General features: G+C 63.7%; 24 protein-coding genes and 1 pseudogene. 10 read left to right on the top strand and 15 right to left on the bottom strand.

Features of this window, described 5'->3' with window-relative positions; all coding sequences use genetic code 11:
* Positions 1–101: 101 nt before the first annotated feature.
* The 4 genes from VHN57_RS27015 to VHN57_RS27030 all read right to left on the bottom strand — a co-directional run bounded on the left by VHN57_RS27015 (position 102) and on the right by VHN57_RS27030 (position 2,705).
* The gene (locus VHN57_RS27015) at positions 102–1,115 is read right to left on the bottom strand and encodes an AraC family transcriptional regulator (RefSeq protein ID WP_107327974.1); all 1,014 of its coding nucleotides are present in this window, start codon (positions 1,113–1,115) and stop codon (positions 102–104) included.
* Positions 1,116–1,393: 278 nt separating this feature from the next.
* Positions 1,394–1,735 carry a hypothetical protein gene (locus tag VHN57_RS27020; protein WP_107327975.1) on the bottom strand — a complete coding sequence of 114 codons (342 nt, stop codon included), beginning with the start codon at positions 1,733–1,735 and terminating at the stop codon, positions 1,394–1,396.
* A 419-nt stretch (positions 1,736–2,154) separates the two neighbouring features.
* Positions 2,155–2,415, bottom strand: coding sequence for a hypothetical protein (locus VHN57_RS27025; protein WP_238147337.1), 261 nt, complete (start codon positions 2,413–2,415; stop codon positions 2,155–2,157).
* Positions 2,416–2,447: 32 nt separating this feature from the next.
* Complete coding sequence (locus VHN57_RS27030) at positions 2,448–2,705, bottom strand: helix-turn-helix domain-containing protein (RefSeq protein WP_066969372.1); 258 nt, start codon at positions 2,703–2,705, stop codon at positions 2,448–2,450.
* A gap of 155 nt (positions 2,706–2,860) precedes the next feature.
* Between VHN57_RS27030 and VHN57_RS27035 the strand changes: the two genes are divergently transcribed.
* The 9 genes from VHN57_RS27035 (at position 2,861) to VHN57_RS27075 (ending at position 9,290) form a co-directional block, all read left to right on the top strand.
* Entirely contained in the window at positions 2,861–3,595 is a 735-nt protein-coding gene (locus VHN57_RS27035; RefSeq protein WP_006953917.1) for a sigma factor-like helix-turn-helix DNA-binding protein, read from the top strand.
* On the top strand, positions 3,585–4,283 hold the full coding sequence (locus tag VHN57_RS27040) for a recombinase family protein (RefSeq protein ID WP_004213279.1): 699 nt from the start codon (positions 3,585–3,587) through the stop codon (positions 4,281–4,283). Before VHN57_RS27035 ends, VHN57_RS27040 begins: the two co-directional genes overlap by 11 nt.
* Positions 4,284–4,676: 393 nt before the next feature.
* On the top strand, positions 4,677–4,991 hold the full coding sequence (locus VHN57_RS27045; RefSeq protein WP_004213277.1) for a single-stranded DNA-binding protein: 315 nt from the start codon (positions 4,677–4,679) through the stop codon (positions 4,989–4,991).
* 107 nt (positions 4,992–5,098) lie between these two features.
* Complete coding sequence (locus VHN57_RS27050) at positions 5,099–5,350, top strand: helix-turn-helix transcriptional regulator (protein WP_007016081.1); 252 nt, start codon at positions 5,099–5,101, stop codon at positions 5,348–5,350.
* Between the two features lie 9 nt (positions 5,351–5,359).
* The gene (locus VHN57_RS27055) at positions 5,360–5,707 is read left to right on the top strand and encodes a hypothetical protein (RefSeq protein ID WP_004213276.1); all 348 of its coding nucleotides are present in this window, start codon (positions 5,360–5,362) and stop codon (positions 5,705–5,707) included.
* Positions 5,708–5,737: 30 nt separating this feature from the next.
* Positions 5,738–6,496 (top strand): ParA family protein, encoded by a 759-nt coding sequence (locus VHN57_RS27060; protein WP_004213275.1) that lies wholly within the window; start codon positions 5,738–5,740, stop codon positions 6,494–6,496.
* A complete protein-coding gene (locus VHN57_RS27065; RefSeq protein ID WP_004213274.1) occupies positions 6,493–7,518 on the top strand; it encodes a ParB/RepB/Spo0J family partition protein in 1,026 nt (341 codons plus the stop codon). Before VHN57_RS27060 ends, VHN57_RS27065 begins: the two co-directional genes overlap by 4 nt.
* 190 nt (positions 7,519–7,708) lie before the next feature.
* Positions 7,709–8,260, top strand: coding sequence for a plasmid mobilization relaxosome protein MobC (gene mobC, locus VHN57_RS27070; RefSeq protein ID WP_004213273.1), 552 nt, complete (start codon positions 7,709–7,711; stop codon positions 8,258–8,260).
* Positions 8,247–9,290: a relaxase/mobilization nuclease domain-containing protein gene (locus VHN57_RS27075; protein ID WP_004213271.1), complete on the top strand. Its 1,044-nt coding sequence runs from the start codon at positions 8,247–8,249 to the stop codon at positions 9,288–9,290. Before mobC ends, VHN57_RS27075 begins: the two co-directional genes overlap by 14 nt.
* On the opposite strand, the gene VHN57_RS27080 is transcribed toward VHN57_RS27075, so the two are convergent.
* The 4 genes and pseudogenes from VHN57_RS27080 to VHN57_RS27095 form a co-directional block, all read right to left on the bottom strand.
* Positions 9,291–9,521 carry a hypothetical protein gene (locus tag VHN57_RS27080; protein WP_006953926.1) on the bottom strand — a complete coding sequence of 77 codons (231 nt, stop codon included), beginning with the start codon at positions 9,519–9,521 and terminating at the stop codon, positions 9,291–9,293.
* 40 nt (positions 9,522–9,561) lie between these two features.
* Positions 9,562–10,077 (bottom strand): annotated as a pseudogene (locus tag VHN57_RS27085) (Tn3 family transposase); the annotation flags it as partial.
* Positions 10,078–10,121: 44 nt separating this feature from the next.
* Positions 10,122–11,480: a hypothetical protein gene (locus tag VHN57_RS27090; RefSeq protein WP_423286571.1), complete on the bottom strand. Its 1,359-nt coding sequence runs from the start codon at positions 11,478–11,480 to the stop codon at positions 10,122–10,124.
* Positions 11,477–12,082 carry a recombinase family protein gene (locus VHN57_RS27095; RefSeq protein ID WP_423286573.1) on the bottom strand — a complete coding sequence of 202 codons (606 nt, stop codon included), beginning with the start codon at positions 12,080–12,082 and terminating at the stop codon, positions 11,477–11,479. Before VHN57_RS27095 ends, VHN57_RS27090 begins: the two co-directional genes overlap by 4 nt.
* 129 nt (positions 12,083–12,211) lie before the next feature.
* Here VHN57_RS27095 and VHN57_RS27100 point away from each other — a divergent pair, with 129 nt between their 5' ends.
* Entirely contained in the window at positions 12,212–15,160 is a 2,949-nt protein-coding gene (locus VHN57_RS27100; RefSeq protein ID WP_233431824.1) for a Tn3 family transposase, read from the top strand.
* 138 nt (positions 15,161–15,298) lie between these two features.
* On the opposite strand, the gene VHN57_RS27105 is transcribed toward VHN57_RS27100, so the two are convergent.
* The 7 genes from VHN57_RS27105 to VHN57_RS27135 all read right to left on the bottom strand — a co-directional run bounded on the left by VHN57_RS27105 (position 15,299) and on the right by VHN57_RS27135 (position 23,086).
* A complete protein-coding gene (locus VHN57_RS27105) occupies positions 15,299–15,616 on the bottom strand; it encodes a DUF6488 family protein (RefSeq protein WP_042469191.1) in 318 nt (105 codons plus the stop codon).
* A gap of 44 nt (positions 15,617–15,660) precedes the next feature.
* Positions 15,661–16,263, bottom strand: coding sequence for a hypothetical protein (locus VHN57_RS27110; RefSeq protein ID WP_042469192.1), 603 nt, complete (start codon positions 16,261–16,263; stop codon positions 15,661–15,663).
* Positions 16,263–16,910: a HupE/UreJ family protein gene (locus VHN57_RS27115; RefSeq protein ID WP_042469303.1), complete on the bottom strand. Its 648-nt coding sequence runs from the start codon at positions 16,908–16,910 to the stop codon at positions 16,263–16,265. The genes VHN57_RS27110 and VHN57_RS27115 overlap by 1 nt, the downstream gene beginning before the upstream one ends.
* A gap of 107 nt (positions 16,911–17,017) precedes the next feature.
* On the bottom strand, positions 17,018–20,251 hold the full coding sequence (locus VHN57_RS27120; protein WP_042469194.1) for an efflux RND transporter permease subunit: 3,234 nt from the start codon (positions 20,249–20,251) through the stop codon (positions 17,018–17,020).
* Positions 20,248–21,402, bottom strand: coding sequence for an efflux RND transporter periplasmic adaptor subunit (locus tag VHN57_RS27125; protein ID WP_042469196.1), 1,155 nt, complete (start codon positions 21,400–21,402; stop codon positions 20,248–20,250). Before VHN57_RS27125 ends, VHN57_RS27120 begins: the two co-directional genes overlap by 4 nt.
* Positions 21,399–22,658 carry a TolC family protein gene (locus VHN57_RS27130; protein WP_042469198.1) on the bottom strand — a complete coding sequence of 420 codons (1,260 nt, stop codon included), beginning with the start codon at positions 22,656–22,658 and terminating at the stop codon, positions 21,399–21,401. The genes VHN57_RS27125 and VHN57_RS27130 overlap by 4 nt, the downstream gene beginning before the upstream one ends.
* Positions 22,659–22,711: 53 nt before the next feature.
* Entirely contained in the window at positions 22,712–23,086 is a 375-nt protein-coding gene (locus tag VHN57_RS27135) for a hypothetical protein (protein WP_061780292.1), read from the bottom strand.
* Positions 23,087–23,104 lie beyond the last annotated feature (18 nt).

Consider the following 23,104-nt stretch of genomic DNA (forward strand, 5'->3'; position numbering starts at 1 on the left):
GCATTTCACAAGTCACTTTCAACTACTTGTTTTCGGAACAAAGTGGTCGAAACCGGCAGCCAAGTGCAGCGGATCGGAATCCGCCTGTGTCGTTGTGACCGTCAGCGCGAACGTGCGCCGACCAGCGTCTGTGTCGGCGTCTCGCCGAACCGGGCGCGATAGCGCGTCGCCATCACACCCAGATTGACATATCCCCAGGACCGCGCGATCGCCGATGCGCTTTGCCCGGCAGGTGCCTCCAGCAACGCCTGCCGCAAGCCGTCGAGACGCCGGTCACCAAGATACTCATGCGGCCTGACCCCACGGAAGCGTCGGAAGCCTTCGGAAAGGCTGCGCGCGCTGATGCCCAGTCGCCCTGCGATGTCGGCGATCGAGGGAGCCTCCCGTGCATGATCGCTCATCAGCCGTTCGGCTTCGCGCACGTAATAAGGCGCAGCCGCCCGCGCCCCGACTTCGAGCGAGAGTTCGGCTTCCCGCGCCCAGTTGTGCAGCAGTTCAAGGCATAGTGCCTCCTCGATGCGCTGTTCGATCACGGAATGGGCGATACCGTCGTGACGCGCCTCCAGCGAGCGCGTGGCATAGTCTACCAGCGAGAGCCAAGCCGACTGACGCCGCCCAAATACCAGTCGCCGACGCCACAGGCTATCGTCCGGCACGAAACCATACCAGCGCGCGGCGACCGCCTCGATCAGGGCATGTGGAATCGTAAGATTGAGCTGGAGATCATGTCCGTCCGCGATGTTCCAATAGTCGATCCGGCTGCAATCGACCACGTAGCTGTCGCCGGAGCGTGTGTCTGCGACGGCGTTGCCATCGAGCGGATGGCGCAGCCCGCCCCGCAACGTATTGACGACGATGATGTTGCCGGCAGCGGGGTCAAAGTCCTCCGCCCTGGTCGGCGTTCCAAAGCAGAAGCGGCTGAATTTGATGCGGCCGATCCTTAACATCCGGATCGTGGCATCGGGATCAGAGCCTCGAATCAACGGTTTTGCGGACAGGCGCGTATAGGTGTCCTCGCAAAAAGCGTTGACGACGTTCCAGTCGCGCGAACTCGTGACCTTGCCGTTTAAAAGCGGCTTGCCATTCGTGTCTACGAGCAGCGCGGCATCCAGCATGGTCTTCTCCTATGACCTCCTTTATAGCACGATCGATTGCCAGCGAAGGTGTTGTCACAGCGTAGCGCGTGCGGTCACAAAAATGCACCTGGTCGATTGCAACAACCGGGCGGTACGGTCACGTCGTGCATAGCGCTGACCACGGCGTCGATAGCGCCACTGCCCAGCCTCATAAATCGGCCTGTAAGAAACGGAACGCAGTATCGTGCATAGGTGGCTACTTGGCCTCCTCGATTGGGATCGAATTTCGGGAAAGCGACCTGACGAGCGAGCAAGACCTACCCGGCGTTGCGGCGCAAAGTCCTCTCGATCAACCAAAGGTGCAGAAGCTGCACCGCGACAAGTGTGGCACCGGTTCCGACCAGCACAGGGAATACAAGTGCCTCCTGCCCGGCTCGGGCAGGAACATTCAATGCCATGAATACTTGAAAGCCAAGAACGCCGATTGCCAAGATCGGTATGAAGGCAAGCGCAACGAATCGGGGCGCGGACCAGTTTACTGCCCCTGTCATCCCCCACTGCATTGGAAGTCGGCGCTCGTTACGAAAGCGTATGTTCGCGCGGTAAGCTAAGGCAGAAAGTATCACGACAAAAACTGCCGAAACGACCAGCATACCCATAGACCGGCTCCTTTACGGATTGTCGTAGCATATTCCCGACACAACGTCTCGCCTTCCCGTTTGGGAAGGTCGCGTGGGACGGCTGACGGCGGCAAGGCGCGCTCGATGGCAACGAGGTGCCATTTTCCCGAAATGTGTTCCCGATTGGCTTTTCCCGAAACTGCCCGGTGCAGATGGAGAAACGGGACAGCCTATGGCCGTCTGATCGACCTCCCGCTGGCGGTCGAAGCTGTTGGCAGACAGCGTGAGTGCGACGCCTCGTTTGCGAGCAGCGCCGGATGAGGGCGAGCACATTGGCAGCTAATTTGAGCACGGCGCCACGCGCCAGTGGCAGATAGCGTGAGCAGGAAATCGCGCTGTTGGCGAGCAGACGCCGCTACGATTGCGAGCCCCTACAGCTAGCGCCATGCGCGCCAAGGTTAGCCGCGAGCAGCTTTGCGCTGTTGTTCCGCTACGTCGCGGATCATAGCTGCCCAGCATCCCAAAATCATGCCCTCTTCATTATCGACTTCGCTTGTCGCGACCGCATAGATACCCAGCAAGTTTGCGACCTCTCCCGTCTCGACAATGCCTTGACGCGCAAGCAGCGTGGCAAACATCGAGAGTGCTCCCCCCATTGCCCGCACCAGCGGCGCATCTTGTAGCAGACGGTCAAATTCGTGGGGCGGGTTACTGGACATAGATTGTTCCAATCAAATAAAGCGACTGCCTTTCATGACTTATCATCGGAAGTGCTATCCTCTGCCAATAATTCGACAATCGATAAACTGAAAACACCGGCAAGGCTCTCCAAGGTAGCAAGCGTTGGATTGCCTTGTCCGCGAACCATGTATGAGATATGCGACGCCGCAACGCCCGAGCGTTCGGACAACTCCCCTTGAGTTATGCCTAGCTTCTTTAGCTCGCGAGTGATGTTCGCCCCGAGCTGGGTCATCAACGGCGATGTTCGTTTCAGGTATATGGTTGGCATCGTGTTCGCGTCCTTCTCACTAGGCGCAGAATGTCGGCACGGGCAGCATGGCGCAATAGGGTTGCCCAAGCAGCTATTTGCGCTATGGCTTCCGCGCCTAGCGCAGATGGTATAGATTGTGCGCCATATTTGGACGAGCGAGGTTCAAACCCTGCATGGACGGTCAGGACGACGCGATGAAATCGGCCATGGAGCTGTTCGCAGCTCGGCTTGCAAAGCGCGATGTAGAGAGGCCGATCACCGACCATCGAACCGTCGAGCGGTTGATCGCGATGCTGGAACCGCATGAGCAACAGGTTGTCCGCTTGCGGATCGGGCTTGGCCCCTCTCCCGCGCTCACTCTTGCCGCGACTGCAAAGATCGTCGGTGTGTCGCCAAGCCGCATCGGCCAAATCGAGGACAAGGCATTCCGAAGGATCAGATGGGTCTGCAACAACATAGACATTCACGATCGTTCGGCGCTGGATGCTTTGATCGCGCGCAGGCGTGATGAAGCGGCTGAGGCCGAGCGGATCAGGAAACGCGATGCCTTGCAAAAGGCGCTAGATCAGGAGCGGAAGCGCAAAGCCAAGCAAGACCGGGACGAGGTCAGGCGAGCGAAGGCGCGCGATTCCGCTTGGAACCGCAAACTACGCGTGGCGCAGGCTGAGCTTGATCGGATGAGATCCGACGCTCAGTTTTTTGCCGAACAGATCGCTCAAATCGAGCAGCGCGCTAATTGGCTGAGGGCAATTTTGCCGCGCGACCGCCAATTGGCGGCGCTGCGCGAACAGGCCGATGAAATCCGCGATGCGATCGCGAGCGCAGAAGCCAGCATATCCAACATGCTGGCCTCGCCCCCGGATGGTCCCCAGCTAGGCAAGGAAGCTTCAACAAACGATGGCCACTGATATTGAGCCGTCCCCCGCCTTCGCGCCGCAGATCGGCCGCGTTTATTTGCGCGTCAGCACCGATGCACAGGACTTACGCCGACAGGATGCCATCGTAGCCGAGGCGAAGGCAGCGGGCTATTATGTCGCGGCAGTCTATCGGGAGAAGGCATCGGGTGCCCGTGCCGACCGCCCCGAGTTGCTGCGTATGATTGCCGATCTTCAACCCGGTGAAGTGGTGATTGCCGAGAAGATTGACCGGATTAGTCGTCTTCCCTTGGCCGAGGCCGAGCAGCTGGTTGAGACAATTCGTGCGCGAGGCGCGCGACTTGCCATTCCCGGCGTCGTGGACCTGTCCGACCTCGCGGCCGACGCCGAGGGCATCGCCCGCATCGTGCTCGAATCTGTTCAGGCGATGCTCTTGAAGATCGCCCTGCAGATGGCTCACGACGATTACACCGATCGCCGCGAGCGACAGCGCCAAGGTATCGCCTTGGCAAAGGCCGCAGGGCGCAGCGGAGGGCGCAAAGGCGATCGGGCAACGCACGCCCGCATTGTGGCATTGCGCGAAGCGGGCAAGAGCATTGCCAAAACGGCAGAGCTGGCCGATTGCGACCGCAGCACCGTCAAGCGGGTGTGGGCGGCCCATCGTGCCGCCCAGGTGCAAGAACCCAGCCCTCAGCGAAATCATCGTGAGCGGAACCGCTGATTGCCCTTTCTGTTCGGCTTCAAGCCGGTGGCAGCTGCCACCGGCAGTCCCCTGCTCGCGTCAACGGACTGCCAGCTACGGAAAGAGCGGCGGAGCCGCGACAGGGTTTTCCAATCCCCGCCGTGCCGATCGAGCGCAGCGACCTATGGGTGCCAATGGCCAGTGGCAGCTGCCACCGCCGCCAGTCCAAATTGCTGCATCTACTCGGGCCGTTTCCTTTGGGCGTTGCTGTCTGACGGATACGAACTCCACATCGCCACTAATGCGGGCAAGCAGAAAACCGGCCTTCGGCCTTGGGTTTCCGCAAGCGGACCCTCCCATTTTCAGCTTGCCCGCGTAGCTCAGCTCCGCCGCAAAAAATCCGTCAGCAACGCTTATCCAAAGGAGACTACCATGCAGAACATCGCTGAATTTCGGATCATCGGCCGCGTTGGCAGTGTCGATACGACCGATAAAGTCACCCATGTTTCCGTCGCCGCGAACTACAACCGCAAGGATGGCGATGAATGGAAGACCGATACGCACTGGAACCGCGTGACGTTCTTCCGCCAGCTGGCAGAGCGCGCCGCTGACTTGGGCAAGGGCGACCTGGTTCACATCACCGGACGGGTCCGCCAGAACAGCTACGAGAGCAATGGCGAAACCCGCTACTCGGTGGACCTGATCGCTGAGGGGCTGGGTATCTTGGTTCGGGGCGGGGCTGACTAAGCCCCCCCCCTTTCACCTAAAACGGGCGGCCTGGTGGCCGCCCTTTTTTGTGGACAATGCTTTTCACAGACCCTAACAAGAATAGGGTTTAACTACGTGAGGCATGTGTGGCAGCCAAACTGTTCAATCGTGTAGCGAGCTTGCGCGTCGCTTCCGGACTTACGCAATCCGAGCTGGCAGCGAGGATTCAAGTCTCCCCTGAAACAGTCGCGGCCATCGAGAACGGCAGACAGGACGCCACTTTGCTGACGGCGCTACGTATGTCGCGTGCCCTGCGAACCGAGGTGCCGAACATCTTCAGGGAGCAGCCTTTCCCTAAGCTGATCGGCTCCGAGCGAGGCGAGAGCCGAACAGCTTAGGAGGCCGCTATGCGCCGTGAGATTGCCAGCAAACTTCGGCGCGCAGCCAGCGTGCTACGGACTGTCATGCTTTGGGCATCGCTTGCCCTGTGGCTTGCGATCGCGGCAACCGCGCTGATCGTCGTCCTTGCAGTCGGACTCGCGGCCTATTTCGCTTTTGGCTGGCTAGGAGTGGGAGCCGTCGCCGTCTTCGTGCTGATCGTTTTCTTCGGCAAAGACCCACCAACCGAACAGACCGGCCCGCGCCGCAAGGGCAAGGGCCTCAACCTGAACGACGATCCGAACCCATGGTATATGCAGTCGCAGTATCGCTTCGGATCGGGAAACAGCGCCGCTCATAACCGCTGGCACAAGTAGCCCGTGGCGCAGCCATTGAAGGGATTCTCAATGCGAACAATCGTAGTGACCAATGAGCGCGGCGGCATCGGCAAGACCACGCTTACCTGTCATATTGCGTGGCATCTGGCCGAGCAGGGCAAGCGTGTCGTGGTCCTGGACCTGGACAAGCAATGCCACAGTGCCGGGATGCTGAAAGCCGAGTTCGAGCAGATCGGCCCGGTTCAGTCGATTCTTGACTTCGACCCGAACGAAGAACCTCCGGCGCTGGCCTGTTTCAAGAACACACGGCAGATCGTCGAGTTGACGACTGACAGCCCGCAGCAAGGCCAGCACATCGGCGCTTATGTCCGCGCCATTCGTGCCGGCCTTGCCAAGCACTACGACTACTGCGTGATCGACACTGCGCCCGCGTGGGATGGCCGGAACCTCATGGCGCTGATTGCGTCCGATTATGTCGCGGTCCCACTGGACCCCGACAAAACCGCGCGTCAGTCGCTCAACGAAATCTCGCAAAGCATCAGCCTTGCAAACAAGGTGCGCGGGGAGGGTAACGCGACCCGGTTCGGGATCGTGTTCAACCGCGTTCAGACAACGAGCGAAGTTTCAAAAATGCTGATGGACCGCATTGGGCAGGCGCTTCCTGCCAATGTGGTGCCGCACACCATTCCGCACCGCGAGCACATGCGCGAGGCGGCTTTACTCGAAATTCCCGTTTGGCGCTTGGCAAAGGACACGCGGCGTAGCGCGCCGATCGTGCGCGAAGTCGTCTCCTACATTGTCGATCAAGCTGAGAGGGAAGCCGCATGAGCAAGGCAGCTGTCAAACCGGCGAAGAAGAGCTTTGCCGACTTCGATATGGACGCGATGGACTTTTCGGCCGTCCCCGCGAATACCGAGTTCAAGGCAGCTGGACGGTTTCAGCGCCTTCCGCTCGATGACATTGATCCAGACCCCACGCAGGTTCGCCGGGAGTTCGACCAGGCCGAGATTGATGCACTGGCCGCAACCATCAAGGACCGCGGCTTGCTGCAACCCATCGTTGTCGCGCCAACATCGAACGGTCGCTACATCATCCGCTACGGAGAGCGGCGCTATCGCGCGTGCCGCCAGCTTGGTTTCGACCAGATCGACACCGTTCTGGATCAGGCGGACGCCGAGCGCGATATTGGCCTCGACCAGTTTCTTGAGAACGAGCAACGCCAAGCCCTAAGTCTGGCTGAGCGCGTCAGTTTCATCGCGAGCCGCGTCAGTGACACGCTCTCGACAAAGGATCTAGCCGCGCGCATCGCCAAGCCGCATTCGGAAGTGAAGCGGCTCTACTCGCTGCGCACCTTGCCCGAGGACATTCTTGCCGCGTTGAAGAATTGTTCTCCGCGTGCCGCCGTCGCGATCAAACACGCGATCGAGCTGGACGAGCAGGCCACGCGCAATTTCGTGGCAGCAAACGAAAATCCGACAGCCGCCGCCTGTGAGCAGTTTCTTGCTACGCTCCAAGGCAGCCCCGAGGAAGAGACCGCGCAGGCCGGTGCCGCTAAAGCGATCGACGATCCAGCGTCGCCCCAAGAATCGCGCGCCTTGGTGGCAGCTGCTACCAGTGCGACGGACGATCGTCGGGAGCGGCCTGAACTGGACGCTCACGACGACGAGCGGGAAGGGGAGGGGGCCGTGCTTGCCGATCCTTCCGATCACAAGCCGCGCGCCCCCCGTCAGCCGAAAGAGGCTACCGACGCACCGGCTATCATCATTCAGGGCCGTCGCGGGATTGTTCTAAGTGGCCAGGTCACGGTTCGGTTCGACGGCGAGGCCGCGCCCCAAACCTTCGACTTCTGATAGCTTTTACCGTCCACGTTCTCTCAGCATCGAGGCGACGTGGAATTTAGAGCGGTGGCAGTTGCCACCGCTTTTTGTTTGTGGGGTAGGTATCTACTGTATGGCAGGATAAGCCTTGCGGCGGCTAATGTTAACCGATACGCTCAATCCTATCGGATCGCGCTTCACGGTTGGGAGATACCTACCCCACATGGAAAAGACGCTGGGCTTCAAGATCGAGGCAACCAAGCTCGCAAAGATTGACGCGCTTGCGCAGACGAGGGGAGGGCGCGGCCCCTTCATGCGTCAACTGGTTGACGCCGTGCTCCGGCAGTCCGGGGCGGCCAGCGAGGCCGCACCTCTTGTTGACCGCGAGGCCGCTGGCGAGCATCGCCTTTATCTTCGGCCGACCGAAACCGAACTGGCCGTGATCCGCCATCGCGCAAAAGAGCGCCGCATGACCCCGGCGACCTGGGCCATGGCTCTTGTGCGGCGACACATCGGCATTGCCGCGCCTGTCGATCGCGAATTGCGCGAAGAGCTGTTGAATTGCCGTCAGGCGTTGCAGCGCATTGGGCGCAACGTGAATCAGATCGCCCGAGCCGCTAACAAGATGGCGCTGGCGGACAATGCAGCGGAGATCGCCGGCGAGCTGCAAAAGGTCAACGACCTGCGCGCGGCGATCGGCGCGGCCGTCGAAGGTATCGGCGCCGCTACGAAAGCTGACCTGTCCTATTGGGAGGTTTCCAGTGAGCGACTTTGATAGCAGCTTTGAGGCGGGACAGCTTGCCGCGCTGTTCAAACCAAAGCTGACCAGCGACCCGAACAGGCGCGGGGCCGATATGTTGCTGCGCTCGCTGAGTTCGAGGCGGGCAGGCCAGGGCGGGAGCACGCGGGCGCGGCTTGCTCGCGTTGTCAGCCGTGCCCCGGAGGTCATGGTCAAGGTTACGGGCAGGCCGAAGGGCAAGAACCACGCGGCTGCGCATTTCGACTATATCGGCCGGAAAGGCGATGTGCCGCTTGAAACGCGTGATGGCGACATACTGACTGACAAGGAAGCTCGGGCGGAGCTGGCGCGCGATTGGGGCGATCCTGTCTATTGGCGTGACAATTCTACCGTAGCCGCCGTGAGCATGGTTTTTTCGATGCCGGCAGGGACAGACCCCGACAAGGTTCTTTCAGCGGTGCGCGAGGTCGCGCGCAGCGAGATCGGGCATGAGTGGGATTACGTCCTGGCGCTGCATACGGACACACCGCGGCCCCACGTGCATGTGACGGTTGCCGCGCGCGGCGACACAGGGCAACGCTTCAACCCGCGACCTCAAACGCTGCATCATTACCGGGAGCGCTTTGCAGAGGAATTGCGGGCGAGGGGGGTTACTGCCGAGGCAACGCCTCGCGCAGCGCGTGGTGTCGGCCGAGCCGGTCAGAGCATGGCCCTGAATCGGATGAGGCAGCGCTACATGGCCGGCACCGCACCTGCGCCGTTTGCCAATCAGAAGATCACTGCGGCCGCGCGAGACCAGCTGGCGGGGCGGTCAACCGCTCCGGATTTCGTGGTGCGCGGGCGGCAGGCATGGAATGAGACGCAACACCGCTATCTAGCTGCCGCCAAGCGGCTTGAGACAAGCAGCGATCCAGCTGACCGCCAGCTTGCCGACCAGGTGCGGCAATTTGTGGGGGCAGGGCGAACGCCTACAATTCATGAGCGATCGGTAGCCGCGATGGAGCGGAAGCGGCAGAGCGAACGATCTAGGAACCGCGATCGTTCGCGGGAAGGGCCAGGACGATAGTTATTGGCCGTGCTTGGTCCAACCAACGCTGTTTGCACGTTCCAAAGCGACCAATGCGTCTGATACCGCCTTCTGTGCGACTAGAAGATAACCTTCGGCAATGCTGGGCCATGTTAGCTCATCGAACGGATTTGTGACGTTGCCGTTGAAATAGTCGAGAGCTTCATGAGCGCGTGCAGCCGCCTCGATTACCTTGCCGGTATGTTTCTTTGCCCTGTCAGATTTCTTCATCGTGCCTCATGAGGGGGCGTTTGCGGGAGGGGGCGGAATCCTACGCTAAGGATTTGGGCCAGCGATATTCCCCGGTTAGATTGATGTGTTCCCATCCCAACGGCGAGACGTGGGCGAGTAGATCAGGCGCGATATGGGTACCGCTGGCGGCCCGGGTATTGACGACCTCGCCGAGCTTCATGGTGTTCCAGAATATGATGATGGCGGCGAGCAGGTTCATTCCGGCGATGCGATAGTGCTGGCCTTCGCCGGATCGATCCCGGATTTCACCTCGGCGGTGGAAGCTGATGGCGCGCTTTAGGGCGTGGTGGGCCTCACCCTTGTTGAGGCCGATCTGAGCCTGGCGCTGGAGGCCGGCATCAAGAATCCAGTCGATCATGAACAGGGTTCGCTCGATGCGGCCCACCTCTCGCAATGCGAGGGCCAGCTCATTCTGGCGCGGGTAAGAGGCGAGCTTGCGAAGAATCTGGCTGGGGGCGACGATCCCCGCTGCGATCGTCGCCATGATGCGCAGGATGTCGGGCCAGTTGCGCTCGATGAGGCCTCTGTGCATTGTAGGGACACGGATTCACGGTAGGCATCGACGTCAGGGGTAGCGAACTATTTGCGCAGGTTCTCGATGCCAAGTTCGCGCCATATCCAAGTGAAGTCGTAGGTGGCCATCGGGTCGTTCGCGTCGAGTTGGCTGCTGCGGTTTTCGAGATGCTTGAGCCACCCGGCTACTCGGTGCCGGCCTGCGGCAGTTTGAACGGCTGCGCGCGGGGTGATGTCGCCGAGCATGCCGACGGGTTCATCGAGCGTCGCGCGGTACTGACGGTCGAGCATGGCATGGATGAGCGGGGTTGCAACCTCTGGCGCAATGGCGGGTGCCGGTTCGGATGATGTCAGCCCCTCGGCCCGCGCCGCCATGGCCTGTTCGACCGTCTCAATCGTGGTCAGCGGCGAGCCGACCAACCCGGCGAGCGCATCGTTGATAAGCGCGGTGCCGCGTTTCGCTCGCTCGGCCGAGGTGACGGCGAGCATCAGGGCGCGGCCTTTCAATTCGACATTGCCGAGCACCGGGGTGCCGTCCGCCATCGTCACACCCCACGCCATGCGCCCGGTGCTTTTCGCTTTTCCGTTCGGTTTCTCGCCCAGCCAGTTCCAAAAGTGCGTGGTTTCCCGCTGAAGCGCAGGGACAGTATCAAGCCGCTCGCCGACCAGCGCCTGGGTCACGCCGCGTGCGAAGGGAAAGCGCACGCGGTGGAACATCACCTCCTCGCCATCAATGTTGTGCAGCGTGGGGATGGGCGCCGGTCCCATGGTCCTGGGAACGACATCGAACAGCCATGCCGTGCTGATGAGGGCCGGAAGTGCAGCCAGATCGTCGGCGTCTAGGTTCAACGCGGTGCGCGGGCTGCGCTTGCCCTTCGAGCGCCGTAGATCGGCGACGAGCGCCTCGGCCGCCTCCATCGTGAACGACAGCACGCCGCCCGACAGGAGGTGCTTGCCTCCGACCTGCACGACGCGGGCACCGATCCTGTCCCATTGCTTCAGCGTCTGCGAGGCGCTGCGCTCGGATACTCGAAGCGGCTCGCCGCCCCGGATCAGGTCGCGCACGAGGAAGCCGCTGCCGGGCTCGACCTCGCTGACCTCGTGGAGGCTCATCACTGACGATCGAAGGGCACGCAGGTAGATTTTGGTCGGGCCGCTCTCATTCCAGCCCCGGCGCCGAATATAGTCATCGACGATGTTCCGGTCCCCGGGTTCGATGGTGCGCGTCAGCAGATCCTCGAACGCGCATCCCCACAACACGCCGGCCCAATGATCGCCGACGATGTCCGCCAGCTCGTCCGCTTCGAAGTCGAACTCCTCCATCGCCAGCCCGAGATGATCGCCGAGCGCCTCGCCCAGATGCTCGCCCCAGGCCGGCGAGGTGGCGAACTTCATGACGCCGGACAGATCGTGACCACGCTTCATGCCTGTTCCCTCTGCTGCTGACTGAATTGCTGGCGGTGCGCGGCGACGATGCGCGAGACGGTGGGTTCACTGACGCCGTAGAGCCGCGCCATCTCGGCACCGGACTTGCGGCCGGACGTGACGGACTCGGCGATTTCGCGGCGCTGCTTGTCGCCGAGCTTGGGCCGACGCCCGCCGATCCGTCCTTCTGCGCGAGCCTGGGCAAGGCCGGCGCTGGTACGCTCGCGGATCATGGCCCGCTCGAACTCGGCGAAGCTTCCCACCATCTGCATCATCATCCGCCCTGCCGCGGTGGTGGTGTCGATCGCCTCGGTCAGTGAGCGGAAGCCCGCGCCTGCCAGCTCGATCCGCTCCATGATGTGCAGCATATCCTTTAGGCTGCGCGACAGCCGGTCAAGCTTCCAGACGACGACGACATCTCCCTCGCGCAACTGGCCGATCATCTCCAGAAGCTTGGGTCGGTCCCACCGCCCACCGCTGGCGGTCTCCTCGAACATCCGCTTGCAGCCGGCCGCATCGAGCGCGCGCCGCTGCGCGGCGTTCGACTGGTCGTCGCCCTTCGACACGCGGGCATAACCGATCAGATAGGGTTCGCGCGTCATCTGCGTCTCTTTCACAAACGGCCGTATCCGGAGGCCAGTGCGGCATGAACGGATTCCTGCGGCCTCTTGTCTTTCACAATCCTCTTTCAGAATCATGCCGAAAGGCAAGTGGTTTTTGGAGGTTCAAAGATGCCCGGACGGATTCCGATGACGACGCGGCAGCGCGCTGCCCTGCTGATGTTGCCCGACGACGAGGCGGCGATCGTGAAGCACTATAGTCTGTCAGGTGAGGACATGACCGCGATCGACACCGCGCGCACGCCCGCCACCCGACTCGGCTACGCCCTGCAGCTTTGTTGCCTGCGCTACCCGGGCCGGCATCTGCGCCACGGGGAACTGCTGCCTGCGGTCATGCTCGACCATATTGCCGAGCAGGTCGGGGTGGATGCAAAGGTCATAGCTGATTTCGCCAGACGCACGCCCACGCGCTACGATCAGCTCGCCGCGATCAAGACGCGCTTCGGCTTCAGCGATCTGAGCCGCCCGCACCGCGTGGAATTGCGGACATGGCTGACAAACGAGGCGGCGAGCATCATCGACGGACGCGCGCTGCTCGGCCGGCTTCTGGATGAGATGCGCGCGCGTCGGATCGTGATCCCGGGTGTCAGCGTCGTGGAGCGCATGGCGGCCGAGGCGATACATCAGGCGGAAACGGATCTCGTGGCCGCGATCGATGGCGGCCTTGGCCATGAGATGCGTCAGCAACTCGACGCGCTGATCGATGACAAGGTGCATGACCGGCAGAGCCGTCTGTCCTGGCTGCGCGAGCCAGAACCGCGTGTCGCATCCGCTTCGCTTTTGGAAATCGTCGAAAAGATCACGCTGATTCGTGGGACGGGCATATCGGCTTTCTCCCCTGATGTTCGCCACGAACCGCGCCTGGGGCAATTCGCCCGGGAGGGTGTGCGCTACACGGCACAGGCTTTCCAGCAAATGCGCCCGGCCCGCAGGCGGGTCGTGCTGCTCGCGACGCTGCGCGAGCTGGAGGCGACACTGACCGATGCGGCGATCGATATGTTCATTGCGCTCGTGGGGCGGGCCCATCTGCGCGCCCGCAAACGGCTCGAACAGCGCGTGGCCGTTTCCGGCCGCGAGGGCCGCGAACGGATGTTACGCATCGCCAGGGTTCTGGAAGCGATCAGCCAGGCGGCCCGGGCTGGCGGCGATGTCGCCGCGGCGGTCGATGCCGTGGCATCCCTCGACATCATCGACGCCGACGCCGCTATCATCCGACGTACCGCCTCACCGCACCGGAACGAGGTTCTGGACGAGATCGCGGCGGAATATCGCGCCTTCAAGCGGATGGGGCCGTCGTTCGTGCGCGCTTTTGATTTCCAGGGCCGGGCCGGAATGCAGCCGTTGCGCGATGCGATGGCGATCCTCGCCGATCTCGACGGAGACTGGCGCAGGGCGTTGCCCGATGACGTGCCGCTTGGCCATGTCGAGCACCGCTGGCGTCGGCATGTCATGACCGCAGGCGGGATCGATCGCACCCATTGGGAGATGGCGACTTACAGCGCGCTTTCCAATGCTTTGGCATCCGGTGGTATCTGGGTGCCGACCGCGCGCGTCCATCGCGCGCTCAGTGTGCTGCTTGCCCCACCGGCCAGCCCCGTACCGAAGCCCGCTTTCTCGCTCGGCGATCCGCACGCCTGGCTCGACGAGAGGGCGGCAAGGCTTGATAGCGCCCTGCGCGAGGTCGCCCGCGATCTGGACAAACGCGATCCCCCCCTTTTTGCCGGCGAGCGGCTGCGGTTTCCGAAAGACCCCAAAGAAGACCCTGGTCAGGATGAAGGGCGGCAACTTGCGCTCACCTGCTACGGCATGGTGCCTGCCACCCGTATCACGGATGTGCTGTCGCAGGTTCAACGATGGACCGGCTTCATCCAGCATTTCGGCCATGTCTCGACCGGTCTGCCTCCCGCCGACGAACGCGCCTTTCTTGCCACCTTGATCGCGGAGGCGACCAACCTTGGTCTGTCGCGCATGGCCGAAGTTTGCGGTGTCGCCTCGCGTCGCGCACTGTTGCGTATGCAGACGTGGCATATGCGCGAGGAAACGTTTCGCGCCGCGCTCGCCAGCCTGACCGACGCTATCCATGCCGAACCGCTCGCCGCCTGGTTTGGTTCGGGGCATCGCGCATCGGCCGATGGGCAGGCTTATTATCTCGGCGGTGCCGGCGAAGCCGGAGGAACGGTCAACGCACATTACGGTCGCGACCCCGTGGTCAAGATCTACACCACCATCACCGATCGATACGCACCGCTTCATCAGACGGTCATCGCCGGGACGGCGGGCGAGGCGATCCACGCACTCGACGGCATCCTCGGCCACGAAAGCAGCGCGGACATCACCGCCCTCCACACCGATGGTGGCGGCGTCTCCGATATCGTGTTCGCCGTCATGCATTTGCTCGGCCTCGATTTCGAGCCGCGCATTCCGCGCCTGTCGGATCGACAACTCTATGGTTTCGAGCCCGCGCGGCGCTATGGTCGGCTCGCACCGCTGTTCGGGCGCCGCCTCGGTCGGGACCTGATCGTCAGCCATTGGGCCGAAATTGCGGAGGTCATCGCGGCGATGCGCGACCGCACTGTCACACCGTCGCTGATTTTGAAGAAGCTGTCCGCCTATCGTCAACAAAACAGTCTTGCTGCGGCACTTCGGGAGGTCGGACGGATCGAGCGCACACTGTTCACGCTGCGCTGGTTCGACGACACCGATCTGCGCCGGACGGTCACCGCCGAACTCAACAAGGGCGAGGCACGCAACAGCCTGGCCCGCGCTGTCGCCTTCCATCGGCTCGGGCGGTTTCGCGACCGTGGCCTGGAGAACCAGCAGACCCGCGCGGCAGCGCTCAACCTTGTCACGGCCGCCATCATTCTTTTCAACTGCCGCTATCTCGGTCGTGCCGTCGATGAACTGCGGCACCGCGGCACACCTGTCGATCCCGCCATGCTGTCCCGATTGTCGCCGCTGGGATGGGACCGCATCAATCTCACCGGCGATTATATCTGGTCCGAGAGCCTCGACCTCGATGCCGATGGCCTCATGCCGCTGCTCATCAAGCCGCTACCGTGAATCTGTGTCCGAATAATGTACAGAGGCCATTCCGCTTCCTCATTAATCCGGACTCACGCCTCGCGGGTCCGTCGCCAAGTTGGCCGGCAACCCCGAAGGGCTGCCGGCTCGGGTATGGTCCCGCAACGAGCCGGTTATTCAGCTCGCCGAAGGGTTGGCGGAAACAACCTTGCCGTCCGCACCAATCACGACGTGAAGCGTGCGCCGTGCGACAGGCTCGGAGGGATTGGTGAAAGTCACGACGGTCTGACGCGCGCCGTTGGCGGTCCGCTGCGCGGTGCCCTCGACCTTTGCTTTGGACCAGCTCGGGGCGAGCTTGGATTGCGTCACCATGCGAACGACGTGCTGACGCGCCACCTCGGCGGGCGCTTGGCTATGCGCTTCCTCGTCGTGAACGGGATGGGCGGCGGCGGGGGCTGCGGCCAATACCGCGACGGCTAGGACTGCGTATTTCATGGGTAGTCTCCTCGTGGTGGAAAGGGTGGAGTGCATCGCTACGATCAGGATTTCGGCTTCGCAGCGAAGCTGCGGAACGTGCCGGTCGCCGTCACGGTGATGGTCACGGGCGCAGTGGTGCGGTTGCGCCAATACCATCCGTGCATCCCGTCGAAAGGAGCCTGGAAATCGCCCTTCTCGCCGGCGGACGATCCTTTCTCGTAGCTGGTGTATTTATCTGCCGGCGCGTCGTGTTCCTCGCCGTGAAGCTCGAAACGGACCTCCGGTCCGCCGGTCGACCAGGCGTAGGCGATCCGGTCGCCAGCGCGCATGTCTGCCTTCACTTCGCGACCTTCGTCGGGCTGGAGCGTGATCTTCACCTCGGCCGTCTGCGCGGTCGCCGGCACGCTCGACCTTGCAGCCGGCGAAGCCGGCGCCGTGGTCGCCGGGACTGTGGCGGTCTCGGCTGCATGTTCGGCCTGCTTGACCTCTCCCATGCGAGTGAGGCCGAGCAGGCGGCCCGTCCCGATCGGATCGACGCCGTATTCGGCGGGCAGGATCGTCGTCGCGAGCAGCGCGACGGCGACGCCGAAGGCAAGCGCCGTTGCCCGGTTGAGCTGGCGCAGCGTCGGGAGATCGCCGACGTTTGGCAGATTGGCGTTTTTCATCAGGCGTTCCCTTCGAGAATGAGGCCGGCGAGCTGGTAGCCGGTAAGGACGAAGCCCGCGGTCATCAGGACCACGTTCGCGGCAAAGGCATGTCGGCGGAAGCTGGCGGTGCGGCGCCAGTAGCCCATGACGATCAGGATCGCGGACAGAGCGAGTAACTGGCCGATTTCGACGCCGACGTTGAACGACAACAGATTCACCAAAAGGCCGTTCGATGGCAGCGCGAAGTCCTGGAGCTTGGTCGCGAGGCCGAAGCCGTGGAACAGGCCGAAGATCAGGACCGCGGCCTTGGCGTTAGGCTGGACGCCGAACCACCGCTGATAGGCACCGAGATTGTCGAGCGCCTTATAGACCACCGACAGACCGATAATCGCGTCGATCGCATAGGGACTGACGTGGGTGCCGAGCAGAACGCCGGCGATCAGCGTCGTGCTGTGGCCGATCGCGAACAGCGTCACGTAGGCGGCAACCTGCTTCATCCGGTAGAGGAAGAAGATCACCCCGAACAGAAACAGCAGATGGTCGTAACCTGTGACCATGTGCTTGGCGCCGAGATAGAGGAAGGCGCCAGGGGCGGGTCCGTTGATCGTTTCGATGAATGCCTGATCGCCTTCGGCGACCCCATGTGCATAGGCGGCGCTTGCCATGAACGTCGCGGTGGCGACGGCAAGGAACGTCGTCACCCCTCTCAAGTGCAGCGGGAGGCGCCACGGGCGGTTGGATGATGTTTCCACGGTAAATTGTCTCCGCTTCATCACGCGAGCGCGTGCGTCGGGGTGGCAGGGTCGGGGCGTCGCCGTTGCGACCACCGGCCCGCCAGGGCGGTGATCGCTGGCAGCACCAGCAAGGTCAGGGCGGTCGAAGTAATGAGGCCGCCGATGACGACGGTTGCGAGCGGCCGTTGCACCTCGGCACCTGTGCCGGTGGCGAGCGCCATCGGCACGAAGCCGAGCGATGCCACCAGCGCGGTCATCAGCACCGGGCGGACGCGCTCCATTGCGCCGTCCACGATCGCGTCATCGTCGCTCGCCCCTTCCTCGCGATGCTTCCCGATCGCGCTCATCATCACGAGGCCGTTGAGGACGGCGACGCCCGACAGGGCGATGAACCCGACCGCTGCGGTGATCGAGAAGGGGATGCCGCGCAGCAGCAGCGCAAACACGCCCCCGGCAAGCGCCATCGGCACCGCCGAGAACACGATCGCCGCCGACACGAAGCTGCCGAGCGCCATGTAGAGCAGGGCGTAGATCGCAATGAAGCAGATCGGCACCACGATCAGCAGGCGTAGCCGAGCCGATTGCAGGCTCTCGAAGGTGCCGCCCCACTCGGTATACATGCCAGCGGGGAGCTGCATCTGGCCGATCTTCGCCTGCGCTTCCTCGACGAACCCGCCAAGGTCGCGCCCACGCACGTTGATCTGCACGACCACCATCCGCTTGCCGTTCTCACGACTGATCTGGTTCAACCCTTGGGTGTAGTTGAACCGGGCGACCTGGCTTAGCGGGATCGAGCGCGCCACCTGACCTTCGGCAGCGGGCAGCATCACCGGGATCGACCCCAGCGTCTCAAGGTCGTCCCGCTGCGCGTCGGGCAGGCGGACCACGACGTCGAACCGCCGGTCGCCCTCGAACAGCAGCCCGGCCTCACGCCCGCCAAGCGCAGCCGAGACGGTGTTCGCCACCTCCTCGACCGACAGGCCGTAACGGCCCGCCGCCTGACGGTCGATCTGCACGTCGAAGGTCGGCGCGCCGGACGTCTGTTCGGCACTCACGTCGCCAGCGCCGGGGATCGTGCGCATGACGGCGGCGATGCGCTTCGCCTGTTCGCTCATCGCGTCGAGGTCGTCGCCGTAAAGTTTGATCGCGACGTCGGCGCGAACGCCGGCGATCAGCTCGTTGAAGCGCATCTGGATCGGTTGCTGGATCTCCGTCCGGTTGCCGATCAGCGGCTTCATCCGCTCCTCGATGCGGCGAAGAATGTCCTCCTTGCTTTTCACCTCCGTCGGCCACTCGTTCTCCGGCTTGGGGATGACGTAGGTATCCGACGCATTGGGTGGCATCGGATCGGTGCCGAGGTCGGCGTTACCGTTCTTGGAGAAGACCAGCGCCACCTCCGGCAGCGTCTTCAATGCATTCTCGATCTGGAGCTGCATCTGCGTCGATTGGTCGATCGACGCAGATGGCACGCGGAAGTTGGTGACGGTTATGTCCTTCTCGTCGAGCTGCGGCATGAACTCCTCGCCGAGGAAGCCAAAGCTCAGCACGGCCGCGACGAACACGCCGACACCGCCCAGGATGAAGGGCATCGGGCGGGCGACAGCCCGGCCCAGCACGGGGGCGTAGCGTTCCTTGAACCAGCGGATCGGCTTCACTTCCGTCTCACTGACCCGGCCCTTGACGACGATCGCGATCATCGCGGGAACGAAGGTAAGCGACAGGACGAAAGCAGAGGCGAGCGCCACCATCAACGTGATCGCCATCGGCGCGAACGTCTTGCCCTCAACGCCCTGGAAGGTGAGCAGCGGCACGAAGACGAGGAAGATGATGAGCTGACCATAAACGGTCGGCCGCACCATCTCCTTGGCCGCGAGCGTCGTTTCCTCCATCCGCTCTTCGCGGGTGAGAAGCCGGCCTTCATGCTCCTGGCGTTCGGCGAGGCGGCGAAGCGCGTTCTCGACGATGATGACGGCGCCGTCGACGATCAACCCGAAATCGAGCGCGCCGAGGCTCATCAGATTGCCCGACACGCCCAGCCCGTTCATTCCTGCGGCCGTCATCAACATGGTAATCGGGATGACTGCGGCGGTGATGAGCGCAGCGCGGATGTTGCCGAGCAGCAGGAACAGCACGACGATGACGAGCAGCGCGCCTTCGGTCAGGTTCTTTTCCACCGTCGCGATCGTCGCGTTGACGAGCTTTGAGCGGTTATAGACCGGCTCGGCGAACACGTCGGGCGGCAGCGCCTTGTTGATCTGCGTCAGCTTCTCGGCGGCGTCTGTCGCGACGATGCGGCTGTTGTCGCCTACCAGCATCAGCACGGTCGAGATGACCGCTTCCGATCCCATGCGACTGCCGGAGCCGGTGCGGACCGCACCGCCGATCACCACCTGGCCCACGTCCTTGACGCGAACGGGGACGCCGTTGCGGGTCGCGACGACGGCTTCCTGAATGTCTTCGATCGACTTCAGACGAGCATCGGCGCGGACAAGGAAGCTCTCGCCAGCGCGGCGGACATAGTTCGACCCGGCGGAGAGGTTGGCCCGCTCCATCGCATCCGCCAGCTCCGTGACGGACAATCCATAGCTGGCGAGCGCGTTGAGGTTCGGCTCGATCAGATATTGCTTCACATAGCCGCCGTTGGAATCGACGCCGGCGACGCCGCGCACCGCCCGCATCTGCGGGCGGATGATCCAGTCCTGCACCGTGCGGAGATAGGCGGCCTTCGCCAGTTCGGTGGTCAGCCGCTCGCCCTCGGGGGTGAGGTAGCTGCCGTCCGACTGCCAGCCCGGTTTGCCGTCGACCGTCTTCAGGCCCTTGCCGTCGGGATGGCGGAAGGCGACCGAATAGAAGAAGATCTCGCCAAGCCCGGTGCTGAGCGGCGCGAGGATCGGCTGCGCGTTGGCGGGAAGGCTGTCGCGCGACTGTGCGAGCCGTTCCGTCACCTGCTGGCGCGCAAAGTAAATATCGGTGCGGTCGGTAAAGACCGCTGTCACCTGGCTGAAGCCATTGCGTGAGATGGAGCGGGTCATCTCAAGCCCTGGTATTCCGGCAAGCGCCGTCTCCACCGGGAACGTCACCTGCTTCTCGATGTCGACCGGCCCCAGCGTCGGCGCGAAGGTGCTGATCTGGACCTGCCGGTTGGTGACGTCGGGCACGGCGTCGATCGGCAGCTTGGTGATCTGCCAGAGGCCGAAGCCGATGACGACGAGGGTCAGGAAGGCGACAAGCCATCGCATCCGGACCGAAAGGGAGAGGATGCGGCCGATCATTCCGCCGACTCCTTCTCGATCTCGGCCTTGAGAAGGAAAGCGTTGGTGGTGGCGATCTGCGTGCCGGCGGCAAGGCCGCCGGTGATCGCCACCATCCCGCCCGATCGGCTGCCGATCTGAACCGGCTGCGCGCGGAAGCCCTGGCCGGTGCGGACGAACACCACGCTGTCGCTGCCAAGCGTCTGCACCGCGTCTTGCGGCACCATCACGCCGCTCTTTGCGGCCCCGCCACTGGCGAGGATGCGAGCCTGAACAAGCTGGCCCGGGGCAAGCGTGCTGCCGCCGGCGGTCGGCGTGACGACGACCGTCGCGGTCCGCGATTGCGGATCGACGACGCCGGTCGCCGAACGCACCCGCCCTTCTATCGTGCGACCGTCTGTGGTGGTCAGCTCTACCCTGTCGCCTTCTCGGACACGGCCAGCATCGGCAGGCGGGACGCTTGCGGTAATCTGAAGCCGGCTCGGATCGGCGACGCGGAACAGCTCGGTTTCAGCCGCGACGAACTGGCCGAGATTGGCACCGGCATTGGTAACGCGCCCCGAAACGGGGCTGACGACCGCAACCGATCGACCGTCGCCCGACACGCGAGCCGCGCCCGCGGCGGCGCTAGCCCGGCGAGCGTCGGCCTGGGCGACGGCAAGGTTGGCCTGTGCCGATTCATAGTCGGCGCGGGGTGTCACACCCTGCGCGAGCAAACCGCGCTCTCGTTCGAGCTGACGCGCGGCGAGGGTGACGCGCGCGGATGCGGCCGAGCGGTCGGCTGCGATTTGTGAAGCGTCGCGGCTCTCGACCAATGCAAGGGTCTGGCCGGCGCGAACCGGATCGCCGATGCGGACCATGATACGGCTGACCGTGCCTGGCGCGCGCGCGGTCAGCACCGCCTCGGCGTCGGGCGTCGCCTCGACCGTGGCGGAGGCAAGGATCGCGGCGTCCAGCTCGCCGGATGCCGCCGGGGCTACAGTGATTTGCGATGCTGAAAGCGCCTGTTGCGTCATCGCGACCGTGTTCGACGGCTTTGCTGGCGCTGCGGCTTCCGTAGGGGCAGGGGCGGGGGTGGACGATTGGGTGAGGCGCGCAGCGCCGAACCCAAGCGCAGCGGCAGCGACCAGGCCAATGGCGGCGCCGGTGTAGAGACGATTTTTATCGGTCATTGCACCGCTTCTCCGGTGATGGTGAGGCCCTGCAGACGGGCCAGATTGGCGCGAGCGTCGAGGCGCGCTGCGGCGGCGTCGAGGATGACGCCACGGGCGACCCCGAGATTGTGACGCGCGGCAAGGAGTTCGATCAGCGGGCTTTTGCCCGCCTCGTAGGCCACGCGAGCGAGGCGATAGCCCTCTTGGGCGGTCGCCAACGTCCGCTGCGCGGCAGCGGCGCGAGCGTCGGCTGCCTCTACCAGTGCGAGACCAGCGCGTGTCCCCGCCTCGGCTTCGAGCCGGGCTGCTGCGGCACGCGCCTCGGCACCTTGCAGTTCGGCACGTGCCGCCGAGATGTTGCCCCGGTTGCGATCGAAGAGGGGCAGCGGGACGGATATGCCGGCAACGACGGCGGGGCCGCTCGCGACGCGAAGCTGGCGCACGCCGAGCTGCGCGGTGACGTTGGGGATGGCGAGGCGCTGTTGCACCGTCACCGCTCGCGCTGCGGCGTCCCGTTCGGCTTCTGCAACGCGCACCATCGTCGCCTGCATAGGGTCGATGGGGCCGAACGCCGGCTTGGCGTCGAGCCGATCCAAGAGTGATTCCGACAGGCCGGTGAAGGGGGTTGTAATACCGGCCAGCGCGGACAGGCGTGCCAGCGCGGCCGTCTTGAGGGCGCGCGCGTTTTCGAGGTCGGCCTGAAGCGTGTTGAGTTCTGTTTCAGCCTGCACCTGCCGGAGGCGGGCTTCCTTGCCAGCGCCGACCAAGGCGCGGGCCACCTTCAGGTCGTCGGTCGCCTCCTCAACTTCGTCCTCGGCAATAGCGATGCGCCGATCGGCGATCTCGGCGCCGGCATAGGCGCGTGCCAGCTCGGTCGCATAGACAAGGCGACCATCGCGATTGCGCGCCTGCGCCGCGACGATGCCGGCTTCACCGGCGGCGATCCGGGCTGATCGCTTGCCACCCAGCTCGATGGGCTGATCGATCTGGAACGTCGTTTGCTGCTGGTTGCGCGCGTTGCGATCGAGGTCGCCCGCGAAATTTTCGGCATAGACGTTGATCGACGGGTTAGGCCGCGCGCGAGCTTGCTCGGCAAGGCCCCGCGCGCGGGCGACGTCGGCTTCCAAGACCGTGACGCGGGGCACATCGCGCGTCTGGTTCAGAAGCTGTGCGAAAGGGGGCGCGGTCTGCGACCACGCTGCACCCGCGGGCCATAGCGCCGCGAGCGTGCCGGCCAGCGCAAGCACGCGCTGCCGGCGATAACTGCCGTTCATAATCCATAATCCTCCAGGGGTAAGTCTGTCGGCGCGTCACGCGCCGGCGAGACTCATCCGCGGGGAGGGCGCAGGAGCTTGGAAGGATCGATACCGCTCGCCAGCGATGTGGTGAGGATCGACCACGCGCGAGCGGCGACGATCGCCGGCACTTTCGCAGTCGTCGGCCCGTCGAAGGCGACCCAATGACCAGCGGCATGAGCGAGAACATGCACCGGACTGTCGCCGCCAGTCTGCTTGGCGGGAGCGTGATCGTTATGCTCGGCCGCAGCCGCATGGTCATGGTCATGGTCGACGGCGGCGACTTGCACGGGCACATGGTCATGGACCATCGCGCTGTGCCACGACGACGCCGCGACGAGGCCGAGCATGGCGACGAGCGCCAGCACGGCTCCGAACAGCGCGGAAGAGGAACGACGCATCGCCATCGTGCGCAGCGTAGGCGG

Origin of the sequence: Sphingobium salicis subsp. salicis (assembly GCF_049472635.1) — a bacterium.
Lineage (GTDB): Bacteria > Pseudomonadota > Alphaproteobacteria > Sphingomonadales > Sphingomonadaceae > Sphingobium > Sphingobium yanoikuyae_A.